Annotated in this window: 14 protein-coding genes; 6 read left to right on the top strand and 8 right to left on the bottom strand. The window is 68.2% G+C overall.

The window, feature by feature from the left end:
* Position 1 precedes the first annotated feature (1 nt).
* From LRH25_RS23845 to LRH25_RS23830, 4 genes are read right to left on the bottom strand one after another with little or no spacing between them, the layout of a single operon-like run.
* Positions 2–1273: an ROK family transcriptional regulator gene (locus LRH25_RS23845; protein ID WP_231012528.1), complete on the bottom strand. Its 1272-nt coding sequence runs from the start codon at positions 1271–1273 to the stop codon at positions 2–4.
* A gap of 40 nt (positions 1274–1313) precedes the next feature.
* Positions 1314–2147, bottom strand: coding sequence for an ATP-binding cassette domain-containing protein (locus tag LRH25_RS23840; RefSeq protein ID WP_141290256.1), 834 nt, complete (start codon positions 2145–2147; stop codon positions 1314–1316).
* Entirely contained in the window at positions 2147–3202 is a 1056-nt protein-coding gene (locus LRH25_RS23835) for an ABC transporter permease (protein WP_141290255.1), read from the bottom strand. The genes LRH25_RS23840 and LRH25_RS23835 overlap by 1 nt, the downstream gene beginning before the upstream one ends.
* A gap of 32 nt (positions 3203–3234) precedes the next feature.
* Positions 3235–4251: a sugar ABC transporter substrate-binding protein gene (locus tag LRH25_RS23830; protein ID WP_141290254.1), complete on the bottom strand. Its 1017-nt coding sequence runs from the start codon at positions 4249–4251 to the stop codon at positions 3235–3237.
* Between the two features lie 366 nt (positions 4252–4617).
* On the opposite strand from LRH25_RS23830, the gene LRH25_RS23825 reads away from it, so the two are divergent.
* Together LRH25_RS23825 and LRH25_RS23820 are read left to right on the top strand one after the other, a co-directional pair.
* On the top strand, positions 4618–5553 hold the full coding sequence (locus LRH25_RS23825; RefSeq protein WP_231012527.1) for a carbohydrate kinase family protein: 936 nt from the start codon (positions 4618–4620) through the stop codon (positions 5551–5553).
* Positions 5550–6188: a nucleoside/nucleotide kinase family protein gene (locus LRH25_RS23820; RefSeq protein ID WP_375142184.1), complete on the top strand. Its 639-nt coding sequence runs from the start codon at positions 5550–5552 to the stop codon at positions 6186–6188. The genes LRH25_RS23825 and LRH25_RS23820 overlap by 4 nt, the downstream gene beginning before the upstream one ends.
* 211 nt (positions 6189–6399) lie before the next feature.
* Here LRH25_RS23820 and LRH25_RS23815 read toward each other — a convergent pair whose 3' ends face one another.
* Positions 6400–7179 carry a hypothetical protein gene (locus tag LRH25_RS23815; protein ID WP_141290811.1) on the bottom strand — a complete coding sequence of 260 codons (780 nt, stop codon included), beginning with the start codon at positions 7177–7179 and terminating at the stop codon, positions 6400–6402.
* A gap of 320 nt (positions 7180–7499) precedes the next feature.
* Here LRH25_RS23815 and LRH25_RS23810 point away from each other — a divergent pair, with 320 nt between their 5' ends.
* Complete coding sequence (locus tag LRH25_RS23810; RefSeq protein ID WP_141290809.1) at positions 7500–8000, top strand: pyridoxamine 5'-phosphate oxidase family protein; 501 nt, start codon at positions 7500–7502, stop codon at positions 7998–8000.
* Between the two features lie 182 nt (positions 8001–8182).
* Here the strand turns inward: LRH25_RS23810 and LRH25_RS23805 are convergent, their stop codons facing one another.
* Positions 8183–9187, bottom strand: coding sequence for a transporter (locus LRH25_RS23805; protein WP_231012521.1), 1005 nt, complete (start codon positions 9185–9187; stop codon positions 8183–8185).
* Between the two features lie 181 nt (positions 9188–9368).
* On the opposite strand from LRH25_RS23805, the gene ppk2 reads away from it, so the two are divergent.
* The 3 genes from ppk2 (at position 9369) to LRH25_RS23790 (ending at position 12752) form a co-directional block, all read left to right on the top strand.
* A complete protein-coding gene (gene ppk2, locus LRH25_RS23800; RefSeq protein WP_141291454.1) occupies positions 9369–10295 on the top strand; it encodes a polyphosphate kinase 2 in 927 nt (308 codons plus the stop codon).
* 121 nt (positions 10296–10416) lie between these two features.
* Positions 10417–11508: a restriction endonuclease gene (locus tag LRH25_RS23795; protein ID WP_231012519.1), complete on the top strand. Its 1092-nt coding sequence runs from the start codon at positions 10417–10419 to the stop codon at positions 11506–11508.
* A 170-nt stretch (positions 11509–11678) separates the two neighbouring features.
* On the top strand, positions 11679–12752 hold the full coding sequence (locus tag LRH25_RS23790; protein ID WP_141291165.1) for a hypothetical protein: 1074 nt from the start codon (positions 11679–11681) through the stop codon (positions 12750–12752).
* Here the strand turns inward: LRH25_RS23790 and LRH25_RS23785 are convergent.
* Together LRH25_RS23785 and LRH25_RS23780 are read right to left on the bottom strand one after the other, a co-directional pair.
* Positions 12742–13683 (bottom strand): ABC transporter substrate-binding protein, encoded by a 942-nt coding sequence (locus LRH25_RS23785; protein WP_231012507.1) that lies wholly within the window; start codon positions 13681–13683, stop codon positions 12742–12744. The two genes, LRH25_RS23790 and LRH25_RS23785, sit on opposite strands and share 11 nt — an antisense overlap.
* On the bottom strand, positions 13680–14525 hold the full coding sequence (locus LRH25_RS23780) for a class II aldolase/adducin family protein (protein WP_231012506.1): 846 nt from the start codon (positions 14523–14525) through the stop codon (positions 13680–13682). The genes LRH25_RS23785 and LRH25_RS23780 overlap by 4 nt, the downstream gene beginning before the upstream one ends.
* Positions 14526–14596 lie beyond the last annotated feature (71 nt).

The raw sequence follows: 14596 nt of genomic DNA, 5'->3' as shown, positions 1-14596 counted from the left end.
TTCAGGCCGTCAATTCCTTCAGGAACAGCTCGCGGTCCGGCGCAAAGTTGGCGTGCAGTGGCAGCAGGGCGCCGCCCAGCGCGCCGGCGTCCGCGCCCACCGCGCCTTCGAACAGCGGCGGCAGCGTCACGCCTTCCCAGCTGTGGGCGCGCATCGCGGCTTCAGTGGCCCGCATCAGCGCGGCCAGCAGCGCGCGGTCGAACACGCCGTCGATGATCACGCCGTCCAGGTCCAGCAAACAGGCCGCGCTCTGGATGGCATGCGCCAGCGCCGGTGCCGCCTGGGCCAGCCAGGCTTCGGTGACGCTGCGCCACGGCGCCTGCAGCGACTGCTCGCCCAGCGCAGGCGCCAATGCTGCGGCGGCCCAGGCCTGCTGCAGCGTGTTCAATGACGCCACGCTGAGCAACTGCCCTGCCGCGCCCTGCGGCCCGCTGCCGGCCGGGCCCAGCGGCATCGAGCCGACCGCGCCGGCATTGCCGGTGGCGCCGGTGCGCAAGTGGCTGTCAATCACCAGGCCACCGCCGATGAAGGTATCGACGAACACGTAGAGGAAGCTGTGCAGGCTGCGGCCGCGGCCGGCCACCAGTTCGGCCACGCAGGCGGCCGCGGTGTCCTTCATCGCCAGCACCGGCCATTCGCAGCGCTGGGCCACGGCCTCGCGCAGGTCCAGCCCGGCCCAGCGCGCAGCCAGCTCGGGCGCCACGCCCAGCAGGCTTTGCCAGCCGCCCAGCGCCAGCGGCGCGGCAATGCCCACGCCGCAAACCCGCTCCCGCGCGCCCGGCCCCAGCTTGCGGCGGATGCCGGCCAGCCGGCGGCCGATCTCGGCCAGCAGTTCGTCGGGATCGGGGAAGTCGTAGTTCCAGGACCAGCGGGCCTGCACCGCGCCGGTGAAGTCCACCAGCAGCGTGTCCATCTGCCGCCGGCCGACCTTGATGCCCACCGCGTACGCGCCCTGCGGGTTCAGCGACAGCGGCACCGAAGGCTGGCCGACCTTGCCGCGCACCGGCGCACCCTTCACGAGGTAGCCCTCGTCCAGCAGCCGCTTGCTGATCAGCGAAACGGTCTGCGCCGTCAGCCCCGTCAGCCGCGCCAGGTCCGCGCCCGGCATCGCGCCATGCAAGCGCACCGCCTGCAACACCACGCGCTCGTTGTACTGGCGCAGCCCGCCCTGGTTGGAGCCGCGGGTGGACAGGCGGGTGTCCCCGCCACGTGCCGTCGCGGCTTCGGCATCGGCTTCAGCAAAGCTTTCGCGGTCGGCGGTCAACGCAGGCAAGGGGCTCTTTCAGGGGCGAGACAAAAGGGGAAAACAGAACTCAAGCTGCCAGCATTTCGGCGGGCAATTGATCCGGCCGCAGCGCGCCTGTCATCACCGCCACAGTGTCGCTCATGCTGATTTTCTTCGGATTCAGCACCGCCGCTCGCTTGCCCAGCCGCGCCACATGAATGCGGTCGGCCACCTCGAAGACGTGTGGCATGTTGTGCGAGATCAGCACCACCGGCAGGCCCTTGTCGCGCACGCGGCGGATCAGCTCCAGCACCATGTTGCCTTCCTTGACGCCCAGCGCCGCGGTCGGCTCGTCCATGATGACCACGTGCTGCGCAAAGGCCGCCGCACGCGCCACTGCCACGCACTGGCGCTGCCCGCCCGAAAGCGTCTCCAGCGCCTGCGACATCGAGCGGATGCCGACCTTCAGTTCCGCCAGCCGCGCCGCGCTCTCAGCCAGCATGCGGCGCTTGTCCAGCATGCGCAGCAGCGTGCCTGGCAGGCCAGGCCGGCGCAGCTCACGGCCAAGGAACAGGTTCTCGGCAATCGTCATCGCCGGCGCCACCGCGAGGTCCTGGTAGACCGTCTCGATGCCGGCACGGCGTGCGTCGATGGGGCTCTTGAACACCGTGCGCTGGCCGTCCAGCAGGATCTCGCCCGAGTCCGGCAACGTGGCGCCGGAGAGCGCCTTGATCAGCGAGGACTTGCCGGCGCCGTTGTCGCCGATCACCGCGAGGATCTCGCCGGCACGCAGCTCGAAGTCGGCACCGTCCAGTGCCGTGACCTGGCCATAGCGCTTCACCAGGCCGGTGGCCTGCATCACGATCTTGGCTTTGGACGTGGGCGCGATGTGCGAATTGGTCGGGGTCGAAAACGTGGACATCAGCGTGCGCCTCGGCGGGAAAGTTGATCGGCAGCGACCGCAAGGATCACCAACACACCGGTGACCAGCACCTGGTAGATGGACGACACGCCCATCAGCGTCAGCCCGTTGCGGAACACGCCGACCACCAGCGCGCCGATCAGCGAGCCGATGACCACGCCGCGCCCGCCGAACAGGCTGGTGCCGCCCAGCACCACCGCGGTGATGGCGTCCAGGTTCTCGGTCTGGCCGGCATTCGGGTCGCCCACGCCCGTGCGCGCCACGCTGAGCAGCGAGGCCAGGCCATAGCAGAAGCCGGCCGTCACGTAGACCACCAGCAGCACGCGCTGGGTCGGAATGCCGACCAGGCGCGTCGCCTCGGGGTTGTTGCCCACGGCATAGACATGCCGGCCGGCGGCCGTCTCGCGCAACACGAACCAGGCCACGCCATAGAGCGCGAGCATCAGCAACGTGCCCCACGCGAACTCGGTGCCGCCGATGGCAAAGGTGTTGCCCAGCGCCGTCATCAGCGGCGGCACGTCGGTGATGGTCTGCGAGCTGGAATACAGCTGCGTGATCGCAAACGCGATGTTCATCGTGCCCAGCGTGACGATGAACGAAGGCAGCTTGACCCGCGTGACCAGCAGCCCGTTGACCAGGCCGAACAGCGTGGTCACCGCCAGCCCGGCCAGCAGCGCCAGCGGTGCCGGCAGGCCGGCGTCCACCGCCAGCTTGCTCATCACGATGCCGCCCAGCGCCATCACCATGCCGCAGGACAGATCAATGCCGGCCGTGAGGATCACCAGCGTCTGGCCGATGGCGATGACGCCGACCACGGCGACCTGCTGCAGGATCAGCGAGAAGTTGCCACCGGTCAGGAAGATCGGGCTCTGCGTCGCGAAGAACACGCAGGCGATCAAGAGCGCGATGAACGGCCCGAGCGAGGCCAGGGTCAGCCCGGGCGGCAAGTGGCTGATGGCGCCTGCTGGTGCGGCCGGGGCCACTGTGACCAAGGTCGGTCCGGTGGGAGAAGACGTGGCGGGCGCCGCTGCGGCGGCGGTCGGATCGGGTGTCATCGCAGGTCCTCCTGCGCGCAGCGGCGCAGACATTACTTCTTGCCCCAGCAGAGTTCGGTGCCCTTGGCCACCGTCTGGCTGTTCACACCGGCCACGGCCTTGTCGGCGATCAGCATCACGCCGGTGTCGGTGTAGCCGCTGGGTTTCTTGCCGGTCTTGGCGAAGGTCACGCCGGCCTCCACACCCATCGCGGCCATCTTCAGCGGGTACTGCTGGCTGGTCGCGGCGATCTTGCCGGCGCCCACGTCCTTCACGCCCTGGCAGCCGCCGTCCACCGAGACGATGACCACGCCCTTCTCCTTGCCGGCCTTCTTCAGCGCGTTGTACGCACCGGCCGCGGCGGGCTCGTTGATGGTGTAGACCAGGTTCACGCCGGGCGCCTTCTGCAGGCAGTTTTCCATTGCCGTCTGGCCCTTGGCCTGGTCGCCATAGCTGTCGGCCATGCAGACGATCTCGGCGCCCTTGCCCAGCTCGTTGCTCTTGGCCTCGGGGGCGGCAAGGCCCATGCCTTTGAGGAAACCGTTGTGCCGCTGCGCGCCCACCGGGTGGCCTGGGAACAGGTCCAGCGTGACGATGACCGGCGTCTTGCCCGCCAGCGCGGCCTTGGCGTATTGGCCGATCAGCACGCCGGCCTGGTAGTTGTCGGTCGCGAACAGCGCGTCCACCGCCTCGGGCGGGTCGCTCGGACTGTCCAGCGCGATGACCAGCACGCCCTTGTCGCGCGCCTTCTTGATCGCCGGCACGATGGCCTTGCTGTCGCTGGGCACCAGCAGAATGGTCTTGGCACCGGCCGCGACCATGTTCTCCATCGCGGTGACCTGGCCGGCGTTGTCGCCATCGGCCTTGCCGGCACCGGTCAGCAGCTTCGCGCCCTTGGCCTTGGCGGCTTCGGCCGCGCCTTCCTTCATCTTGACGAAAAACGGATTGGTCTCGGTCTTCGTGATCAGGCCGATCACCGGCGCGTCTTCGGCCAGCGAAGGCGATGCGGCCAGCGACAGCCAGGCGGCGACGGCCAGCGTGGTCAGAGGAGCGGAGCGGAAGCAGGACATCGGGATGGGTCTCCTGGGGCAAAAAACGCCGAAGGCGGCGCGGCTTGTTGTGGAGCGGATTCTGGAAACAGTGGATAAATAAATCAAGTAGATTGATTAATGGAAAACCACTAGCATCCCGCCGCGACGCGAGCGGCATGCTGCGGACCTGCCGTGCCGGCGCGTCAGCGGCACGCCGGCCAGCCCCGGGCCCCGGGCATGGCGGTCCCGTCGCGCTGTCCGTTCTACGCCTGGTCGCCGCCAGCGGTCACCGCGTTTTCCCCGTCATCGTTGGCCCGTGTGCCCTGTGCCGGGCCGGCGGGCTGTCTTCACAATTCGCCTCGTTCCCAACCCGGCCCGCGGGCCAGCAAGCAAAGGAAGATTTCCATGATCGTGGTCAGCGGAGAAGCGCTGATGGACGTGTTCGACCTCGGCAGCACCGCCACCGGTCACACGCTGGACGCGCGCATTGGCGGCTCGCCGCTGAACGTCGCCATCGGTCTCGCGCGGCTGGCCCAGCCGGTGCGCTTTTTCGGCGGCATCTCGCGCGGCTTCCTCGGCGAGCGGCTGATGGCTGCGATGGAAGCTGAAAGCGTGGACACCAGCCTCGTGCAGCGCACCGATGCGCCGACCACGCTGAGCCTGGTCGGCGTGCGCCCCAGCGGCGTGCCGGACTACGCGTTTTATTCCCACGGCGCCGCCGAGTACCAGCTGCCACTGTCTGCGCTGGACAGCGTGGCCGCCGCGCAGCCCGCCGCCCAGGCCTACCACTTCGGCTCGTACGCGATGGTCATCGAGCCCACCGGCAGCACGCAACGTGCGCTGGTCGAGCGCGAACACCTGCGCAGCGTCATTGCCTATGACCCGAACGTGCGCGCCAATGTCGAGCCGGACCTGGCGCGCTGGCGCGAGGTGCTGGACTGGATGGTGCCGCGCACGCACCTGCTGAAGGTCAGCGACGAGGACCTGGGCCTGCTCTACCCAGGCGTGCCGCTGGCCGAGTTGGCAGCAGGCTGGCTCCAGGCCGGCGCTGCGCTGGTCGTCATCACCCGCGGCGGCGAGGGGGCCGAGGCCTGGTCCGCCGCCGGCCATGTGAAGGCCGCGCCGGTGAAGGTCGACGTGATCGACACCGTGGGCGCTGGCGACACCTTCCAGGCCATGCTGCTGACCGCGCTGAACGAGATGGGCCTGCTGACGCCAGACGGCGTGCGCGGCCTGAGCACCGAGCAGACCGCCCGCATCCTGGCGCTGGCCACCCGCGCGGCAGCCATCACCTGCTCGCGCCGCGGCGCCGACCTGCCGCGCCGCAGCGAGGTCAGCTGACCATGCAGCTCCCGGCCGAAGCCCTGCAACGCGCCCGTGCCCTGCTGGCCCGCGGCGGCCGGCGGCTGCTGGGCCTAGCCGGGCCGCCGGGTGCCGGCAAGTCCACCGTCGCTGCACGGCTGCAGGCCGAGCTCGGGCCTGTTGCGCGAGTCGTGCCGATGGACGGTTTCCACCTCGCGCAGGCCGAGTTGCAGCGGCTGAACCGCGCCGGCCGCAAGGGCGCGCCAGACACCTTCGATGCGGCAGGTTTTGTCGCGCTGCTGCAGCGGCTGCGCCAGCAGCGGCCTGGCGACGGCATCGTCTACGCGCCCGACTTTCGGCGCGAGATCGAGGAGCCGATTGCCGGTGCGCTACCGATTGCCGCCGACACGCCACTGCTGATCGTCGAGGGCAACTACCTGCTGCTGGACCAGGGCGACTGGGCCGGCGTACGCCCGCTGCTGGACGAATGCTGGCACGTGGCGGTCGAGCAGGACCAGCGCCTGGCCCAGCTCATTGCGCGCCACCAGCGCCATGGCCGCAGCGCTGAGGAAGCGCGGGCGTGGGCGCTGGGGAATGATGAGCCGAATGCGCGGTTGGTGGAGGCTGCGGGCGGCCGGGCGGACTGGCAGCTTGCTTGGCCGGCTGGATTTTAAGGTGCCTCATATTTCCCGTTCGGCTTTGGCCAACATGAGGGTTGGTGGTCACCAGTCCACCGGGTGTTCGGCGGAGTTCTGCCGCCCATGCTCGTGGGCAAGGCCAAGGCCTTGCGCGAGCGACTCGCATTCTTGCAGGCGCTTAGTCAGGGCATCGGAGATGACCACGGTGGATGACGCATGCTCGCCATAATTAGAGGCTCCTCAAATGTCAACCCTCGACATTGCAAGACTTGACACTCGACTGGCGCAGTTGGTCGCGACGGACCCATCGCAGTGTTTCGCGCATCTGGACTTGCAAAATTGACGGCCTCACCTCGACGACCATGCCACAGTTGGTCATGTCGCCGGCTTTTAAGCCCGATTGAAAGGCAGCCAAGGCACGCATTTCGCCTCGGTCCTTACGGTCGCGAGCAAGTGATTCTTCGCGAACAATCCGGTCTACTTCTGCTGCAGATGCGGCATAAGCTGCAGGACTTGTGTATCCGATCAGTTTCGACACCCCCCATTCAATGCCTGGAAATTCGCGGGCAGGAAGCGTAAAGCCTGGCCCATCGCACCGAATACCGGAGCGCCCAGCGGACGTACCATCAGTGATCCACGTGGCTCCCTGTACCGTTTCGAATGCCCACAGAGGGCCCTTGGAGTTCTGAACATCTCCAAGGATTCGCGGTGCAGCTTTCACTCCCGAAATCTCCTCGTCGGTTGCGGGCCTCATCAACAAGATGTCTCTTAGCCGTGGAACGGCAACCTTTCTTCCATCGGGAGAGAGTCCAGGCCGAACCGAAGTCTCTCCGGCAAAAATCTTCCCACTAACAGGCCCGGTGATGGTGCAAGCAGCCCCGGAAGCAGGAATCGCCATGAGCTGCACTTGACCCGAGTGTTCATTGACGAACTCAGCGACCCATCCGGAGACGGACTCGTCAGCCGAATTCGCGGCGGGATGAAGAAGAGCCGCCGCAATGGCGACGAGCAGGGATGAGAATTTCATCGGCACATCGAAAAGGTGGGTGGACTCTTTTCGGCATCTTTGCGACGAACTTAAGGCCGGACTAACTAAACCACCAGCGCGAGCCTTGAGATCGTCCGAGGCACCATCTCGGGAGCCCCCCGTCCAAGCCGTTGGCAGGCAGCCCAGTCGTTTGATCGAAGGCGCAGGACGGCCCCCGGTCCAATGCGAGTCCCGGGCCTTGCAGGCCTGCGCCTACGCCACTGCGGCCGGTGAGCCGATACGCGTCACCACCCAGGCGCGGCACCCTGACGGTCTTGCGTGCCCGCCCCGGGCGCGCCCCAGCCAAGGGACGCACAACGATGACCTCCGACACTCATTCCCGCGAAAAACTCTGGTCGCTGATCAAGGGCACCAAGTTCGGCCTGTTCACCACCCGCCACGCCAACGGCCACCTGCACAGCCGGCCGATGACCACGCAGAACAAGACGATCGACGAAGACGATCGGCTGTGGTTCTTCATGTCGCGCAGCGGTGACTCGGTCAGCGACCTGCTGGCCGACCCGCAGGTCAACATCGGCTATGCCAACCCGAGCGATGACAGCTACGTCTCGGTCTCCGGCATTGCCAGCGTGAGCACGGACCAAGCCAAGAAGCGCGAGTTGTGGTCCAAGCTGAACGACGCCTACTTCAAGGGCGGCGTGGACGACCCGGACGCCGCGCTGGTCGAAGTCCGCATCTCGCATGCCCACTACTGGGACGTGGACGACAGCAAGATCGTGCAGCTCTACAAGATGGCCAAGGCGGCCGTGACTGGCGAGCAGCCGAAGCTGGGCAAGGATGCCGAAGTTCGGATGAACTGAGCATTGATCACGAAGCCCTTCGACAGGCTCAGGGCGAACGGAAGGGTTTTGGCACGGGTCATGGACTCTTCGACAGGCTCGGGGCGAACGGAGTGTGGGCTCAGGGTGAACGGCGTGTGGGCTCAGCCCGAGCACAAACTCCCGTTCGGGCTGAGCCTGTCGAAGCCTCCTGATGAGGCACCTCAATCCTTGCGCCGAAACGCAATCCACGCGGCAATCAGCGTGCAGACCGTGACCACGGTGACGGTGATCGCAAAGCCGTGCGGGCTGTCGGACAGCGGCATGCCGCCAACATTCATGCCGAAGAAGCCGGTGGTGATGTTGATCGGCAGCGCCAGCACCGTGACCATGGTCAGCGTGAACAGCGTCTGGCTGGTGCGCTCGTCGACCAGCGCTGCCATTTCTTCCTGCAGAAGCTTGATGCGCTCCTGCAGCGCCGCCGCGTCGCGGATCACCAGCGAGAACTCCTCCGTCGACTGGCGCAGCTCCTCCAGGTCGTCCTGCGCGATCCAGCGCGGCGGCTGGCGCAGCAGGCGGAACAGCGCCGCCGGCTCGGGTGCCAGCAGGCGCTGCAGCCGCACCAGCACCCGGCGCAGCTGGCCCAGCTCGCGCCGGGTGTGGCGCACACGGTCGTGCAGCAGACCGTCCTCGATGTCGTCGACCTTGACCGCTGCGTCGCGCACGATGCGCGCCAGCACGTCGGCCTGGTCGTTCAGCAAATGCGTGAGCAAGGCGACGGGCGACGCGAACTGCTCGCCCTGGCGCACGGCCTGGCGCAGCCGGTCGATCGAGCGCAGCGGATGCAGCCGCGCGCTGACCAGCAGCCGGCGGTCCACGTTGAGCCACAGCGTGGCGATCTGCGACGGGTCGAACGAAAATTCGTAGGCCACGTCGTTGATGACGGCCAGCAGCTGGTCCTGCACGTCTTCCAGCCGCGTGGAACGCGAGCCCTGGTGCAGCGCCTCGAAAAACTCGTCGCGCAGGTCCAGGTTCTCGCGCAGCCAGGGCTCGGCCGCCGCGTCGGCCAGGCTGAAGTGCAGCCAGACGAATTCGCCGCGGCTGGCCTGGTCGCTGCCGGTCAGCCAGACCAGCGCCTGGTCCGGCCCGATGGGCTGGCCGGGCTGGCCAGGTGCGAACAAATAGCCGCAGATCAGGCCTTTTTCGTCGGGTCCGTAACGAGGGTTCATCGGGAATCCTGGGATCAGTAAAGCAGCGCTGGCGGCCTCGCATGGTGCCGGTCCGATGCGAGGCCGGTGCCCGGGCCGGCCGGGCTGTCACACTGGCGCGACGGCCCGGCCGCCTGTCACAGTGCCGACATGCATGCAGCCGAGCATGCCAGGCCGTCCCCATCCTACCCACGGAGCGCCCATGGCCCTGCCTTTATCCGACCATGGCGAGCTGATTCGCCGCATCGAAGCCGACATGCTGGACAGCCTGGACGAAGCCTTCGAGCTCGAATCCGAAGACAGCTTCACCAGCCTGGACGTCGACGGCACCCGCCCCGCCGACACCGACGCCAGCCGCGACGAACGCCGCCAGTACTTCCGCACCCTGTTCCAGCTGCAGGGCGAGCTGGTCAAGCTGCAGGACTGGGTCGCCAGCACCGGCCAGAAGGTCGTGATCCTGTTCGAAGGCCGCGACGCAGCCGGCAAGGGCGGCGTGATCAAGCGCATCACGCAGCGGCTGAATCCGCGCGTCTGCCGCGTGGTCGCCCTGCCGGCGCCCAACGACCGCGAGCGCACCCAGTGGTACTTCCAGCGCTATGCCGCCCACCTGCCGGCTGCCGGCGAAATGGTGCTGTTCGACCGCAGCTGGTACAACCGCGCCGGCGTCGAGCGGGTGATGGGCTTTTGCAGCGACGACGAGTACGAAGAGTTCTTCCGCTCGGCGCCCGAGTTCGAGCGCATGCTGATGCGCTCGGGCATCAAGCTGATCAAGTACTGGTTCTCGATCACCGACGACGAGCAGCACCTGCGCTTCCTCGGCCGCATGCACGACCCGCTCAAGCAGTGGAAGCTGAGCCCGATGGACCTGGAGTCGCGCCGCCGCTGGGAGGCCTACACGCGGGCCAAGGAAGTCATGCTGGAGCGCACCCACATCCCCGAGTCGCCCTGGTGGATCGTGCAGGCGGTGGACAAGAAGAAGGCCAGGCTGAACTGCATGACGCACCTGCTGTCGCAATTCGACTACAGCGAGGTGCCGCACCCGCCGGTTGAATTGCCCGCGCGCGTTCGCCATGCGGACTACTCGCGCAACCCGGTGCCGGACGAGATGATCGTGCCTGAAATCTTCTGAACGACTGGTCGGGCCGCAGGGCCCGGCGGTCGCTGGCCCGTCCTTTGGGGGCTGCCAGCGGCCGGTGGCTGCCCCTATCATGGCTGCGCACACGCAAGCGCAGCAGCAGTAGGACAAGCCAGTGGCCAGCAAGCATTCGTCGAAACGACAACAGGCAAGAAGCGCCAGGCGGCAGCAGGACACCGCCATCGTCGTCGCCGGCCTGGGCCTGCTGTTCACACTGCTGCCGCTGCTGCTGGGCAAGACAGCCTACGCACCGACCTTCGCCAGCGCAGCGCCCGTCGGCTGGGGGCTGCTCGCACTGGGCGTTGCGGGCTTCCTGTGGCTGCGCTACCAGCACCGCGCCAGCGTCAGCCCATGGGACGGCCAGCGCATGGGCGACGGCGCGACCCGCCGCTCGCGCAAACGCAGCGAGGGCGACCGGGTCGAACCTTCGCTGTTCGAGGAAGCCGGCCCCGGCATCGGCGTGGAGAGCCGGCACGCGGAACCGCCGTCCACCCTGCCGCCAGCATCAGCCTCGGTCTTGCCGCTCAAGCCGGCCCGCCCTCCCGCACCCCCGCCTGCGCCGGGCGCCATTTCCACCCGCAACCAGCTGAGCCCGCGCCGCGTCGCCGGCACCTTGCCCGCCACCGCCAGCCTGGTGCCCGAGCGGCCGACTGCCTGGAGCGTGGCCGTCTTCGAGGCCATTGAATGGCGGCGTTTCGAAGCCGTGGTCGAGGCCTTGTTCCAGCAGGCCGGTTTCGAGACCCGTTCCAAGTCCCATGCCGACGACGACGGCGTGGACCTCTGGCTGTACTCGCGCCACCAGCCCGGCCGCCCGGTCAGCGTGGTGCAGTGCAAGCACTGGCACGGCCGGCGCGTCGGCGTGGACCGGCTGCAGGCGCTGAGCGGCACCATGGCCGCCCGCGACGTGCGCCGCGGCCAGTTCGCCACCACCTCAGGCTTCACCCCCGAAGCCGAAGCCTTCGCCCGCGAGCACCGCATCAACCTGCTGGACAGCGAACGCCTGCTCGCGCTGATCGCCCAGCGCTCGCCCGAGGAGCAACAACTGCTGCTGACCCTCGCGCTCGAAAACGACTACTGGCGCCCGACTTGCGTGAGCTGCGGCAAGAAGATGACCGAACGCGCCCGCCGCACCGACGGCAGCCCGTTCTGGGGCTGCACCGGCTACCCGCAGTGCCACAAGAAGATGCCGATGCGGCTGCCGGCCTGACACCGGCCCGCTCGCCATCGCCATCAAGCCCTGTCGCGACCCGCCGCGGGTTCTAGGGGGCCCCCGTCGGCCGCGCGCTGGATCGAACTACGATCGCGCCGCTGCCGGCAACGCACCGCAGTAGTACAAGCGTCGGCAGCCTCTGTTTTCAAACATCAAGGAGGTTCCCGATGTCATTGTTTTCGAACACCGTTCTGGCCAGCTTTGCCGCCACCGCTGCGCTGCTGGGCGCGCCGCAGTCTGCCAGCGCGCAGACCTACACGCTGCAAGTGCTGGCACCGTTTGGCAAGCTGGCCTATGCCTGGCCGGAGGCCATCGACGAGGCCGGCGTGGCGTCGGGCGCGGGCCGCAGGAAGAACGAGTCCATGTACTACCCGGTGCTGTGGACCAACGGCCGCGCGAAGGTGTTGAAGAACCCGGAGCAGTGGTCGTTCGACATGGCCAGGCTCAGCGCGCAGAACAACTACATGGTGGCCTATGCGTACGACCGCAGCCTCAGCGTGCTGTGGCGACCCGATGGCTCGATCACGCCTTTTGCCTCCTTCGCGCCGGCCGGCGAGCCTTGTGGCTGCATGGCACTGGACGTGGACAGCCAGGGCCACGCGGTGGGCCTGGCGTACAAGAATGGCGTGCAGCAGCCAGTGCTGTGGACCGACCCTGCGCTGCCACCCACCGTGCTGCCCGCGCCTGCCGGCGTCAGCTTCCCGGAGGCCTATCGCACGGCGGCCAACGGCTGGGTGATCGGCTTCGGCTTTGGCAGCGACGGCTACTACAGCACCATGGTCTGGAAGGACGGCCAGTTGCAGGACATGTCGGCACTGTCCGGTCTCACCGGTTCCATCTTCGATGACATCAACGACCACGGCACGGCGGCCGGCTCTTACATCGACTTCGGCCGGGACACCGAAATGCCCATGCTCTGGAAGGCCGGCCAGCTGGAGTTGCTGGCCACGGCCCAGTACCAGGGCTGCAGCGTCAGCGCGATCAACAACCTGGACCTGCCGGTTGGCTCCTGCGACGGCAGGGCGGTGATCTGGAAGGACGGCGTGCCGACCCTGCTCACCAGCCTGCTGAGTGCGGACACCCAGGCCGCCGGCTGGGTCGTGGAGCTCACGCTGGCCATCAACGACCAGGGCGACATCCTGGCCCAAGTCCGCAACACCACCCGCCAAAACCAGGATTCGGAGACCTACGCGGTGCTCAAGCCGATCTCGAACGCAGGCGCCCGACGCCTCACACGCTGACAAACGTCTCGCTGACCACCAGCCGCTTGGCGAGCAGGCCGGCGTCCAAGTAGACGTCGGCCGTTTTCTGCTGCTCGGCGATCAGCGCGGCGTCGATCGGCAGGTAGCGGGTCTGGCGGCGTTCGTAGGCGAGGCGGGCGGCCGGTGCCGGGATGCCGACGATGCGGGCCAGGGTGTCGGCATAGTCCCCGATGTGGGCGTTGGCCCAGCGCTGGGCGCGTTCGGTGCGGGCGCGGAAGTCGACCAGGACCTCGCGCTTGTCGCGCAGCGCAGTGTCGGTCGCGGCGATGTAGCTGAGGCCGGACCACAGGCCGCGGCCGTTGCTCAGCACGCGCAGCTTGTCCACCGTTTCGGCCACTGCGGTGTACGGCTCCCAGGTGGCCCAGGCGTCCACCGAGCCGCCGACCAGCGCAAGCTTGGCGTCTGACGGGGCGAGGAAGCGGAACTGCACGTCGCCGGGCTGCAGGCCGGCGGCGGCCAGCGTGCGCAGCGTCACGTAGTGGCCGATGGAGCCGCGGTTGGTCGCGACGCTCTTGCCTTTCAGGTCCGCGCCGGTGCGCAGGCTCGAGTCGGTCTTGACCAGCACCGCGGTGCCATAGGCATCGCTGCGGTTCACGGCAAAAGCCTTGATGCGCACGCCTTGCGCCAGCGCGAAGATCAGCGGCGCGTCGCCAATCGGCCCCAGCTCGACGGCCTCGGCGTTCAGCGCTTCGGCCAGCGGTGCGGCGGCCGGGAACTCGGCCCACTGGATCTCGTACGGCAGGTTCTTCAGCTCGTCGGCGCATTCCAGCAGCGCGCGCAGGCCGCCTTTCTGGTCGCCCGCCTTCAGCACCGGCTTGCCGGCGGCGCGCACGAAGGCCGGCGCCGCCAGCAGTGCGGCGCCGGCGCCCGTCGCCTGCAGCAAAGCACGGCGCCCAATGTCACCGTTCACGTCAGCACCTCCGGCTCGTCCTCGACCAGCACGGCAGCCAGGCTGTCGAACGCGCGGCGGGCGCCGGTGGCACGGCCGATCTGCGCATGCGTGTGCTCGGCGACCTCCGGCGAGATCAGCTGCGGCGTGCCGGCGGCTTCGGCCAGCAACTGGGTGCGGGCGGCGTTTTCGAGTGCGATGTACCACCAGGCCACCGCCTCGACCGTGGGGCCCGCCGTGAGGATGCCGTGGTTCTTCAGGATCAGCGCCTTGCGGGTGCCGATGGCCTGGGCAATGCGCCGGCCCTCGTCCTCTTCGAACACCACGCCTGTGAAGTCGTCGAACAGCGCGTGGTCGTTGTAGAACACGCAGGCGTCCTGCGTCAGCGGGTCCAGCAGCCGGCCCAGCGTGGACCAGGCCTTGCCGTGCAGCGAATGGGTGTGGGCCGCGGCGATGACCTGCGGGTGCGCCTCGTGGATCGCGGCATGGATCGCAAAGGCAGCCTGGTTCAGCGGCCCGCGGCCGACGACGATCTCGCCTCGCGAATTGACCAGCAGCAGGTCCGACACGCGGATGCGGCTGAAGTGCAGGCCAAACGGGTTGACCCAGAAGTGGTCCGGCAGCGCAGGGTCGCGGGCGGTCACGTGGCCGGCCAGGCCGACGTCGAAACCCTGGCGCGCGAACAGCCGGAAGGTGATGGCCAGCTTCTCCTGGCGGTGGCGGCGCTCCTGCGCCACGTTGCGCGCGGGCAGGGCGGATTCATCCCACCAGAAGTGCTGGCGCGGCGGCGTGTTGACGGCCAGGCCTTCGAGCGGGTCAAAGTCGACCTGCAGCCCCGGCGCTTCGTTCAGTACGGCGCTCATTGGCGCACCCCACGACCTACGGTCGGCCCCGCCAAGCGGGGATGAGCCCCCTCGGGCGGCCGGGCGGGGCT

This window comes from Ideonella azotifigens, assembly GCF_021043325.1.
In the GTDB taxonomy this organism is placed as follows: Bacteria; Pseudomonadota; Gammaproteobacteria; order Burkholderiales; family Burkholderiaceae_C; genus Ideonella; species Ideonella azotifigens.
This window is presented reverse-complemented; position numbering and strand designations above follow the sequence as displayed.

What these genes read in the sequence shown, in the direction of transcription:
- LRH25_RS23835 (WP_141290255.1), bottom strand. Translation starts at nt 3,202, where the DNA reads ATGACACCCGATCCGACCGCCGCCGCAGCGGCGCCCGCCACGTCTTCT.
- LRH25_RS23830 (WP_141290254.1), bottom strand. Translation starts at nt 4,251, where the DNA reads ATGTCCTGCTTCCGCTCCGCTCCTCTGACCACGCTGGCCGTCGCCGCC.
- LRH25_RS23840 (WP_141290256.1), bottom strand. Translation starts at nt 2,147, where the DNA reads ATGTCCACGTTTTCGACCCCGACCAATTCGCACATCGCGCCCACGTCC.
- LRH25_RS23780 (WP_231012506.1), bottom strand. Translation starts at nt 14,525, where the DNA reads ATGAGCGCCGTACTGAACGAAGCGCCGGGGCTGCAGGTCGACTTTGAC.
- LRH25_RS23825 (WP_231012527.1), top strand. Translation starts at nt 4,618, where the DNA reads ATGATCGTGGTCAGCGGAGAAGCGCTGATGGACGTGTTCGACCTCGGC.
- LRH25_RS23815 (WP_141290811.1), bottom strand. Translation starts at nt 7,179, where the DNA reads ATGAAATTCTCATCCCTGCTCGTCGCCATTGCGGCGGCTCTTCTTCAT.
- LRH25_RS23805 (WP_231012521.1), bottom strand. Translation starts at nt 9,187, where the DNA reads ATGAACCCTCGTTACGGACCCGACGAAAAAGGCCTGATCTGCGGCTAT.
- LRH25_RS23790 (WP_141291165.1), top strand. Translation starts at nt 11,679, where the DNA reads ATGTCATTGTTTTCGAACACCGTTCTGGCCAGCTTTGCCGCCACCGCT.
- ppk2 (WP_141291454.1), top strand. Translation starts at nt 9,369, where the DNA reads ATGGCCCTGCCTTTATCCGACCATGGCGAGCTGATTCGCCGCATCGAA.
- LRH25_RS23810 (WP_141290809.1), top strand. Translation starts at nt 7,500, where the DNA reads ATGACCTCCGACACTCATTCCCGCGAAAAACTCTGGTCGCTGATCAAG.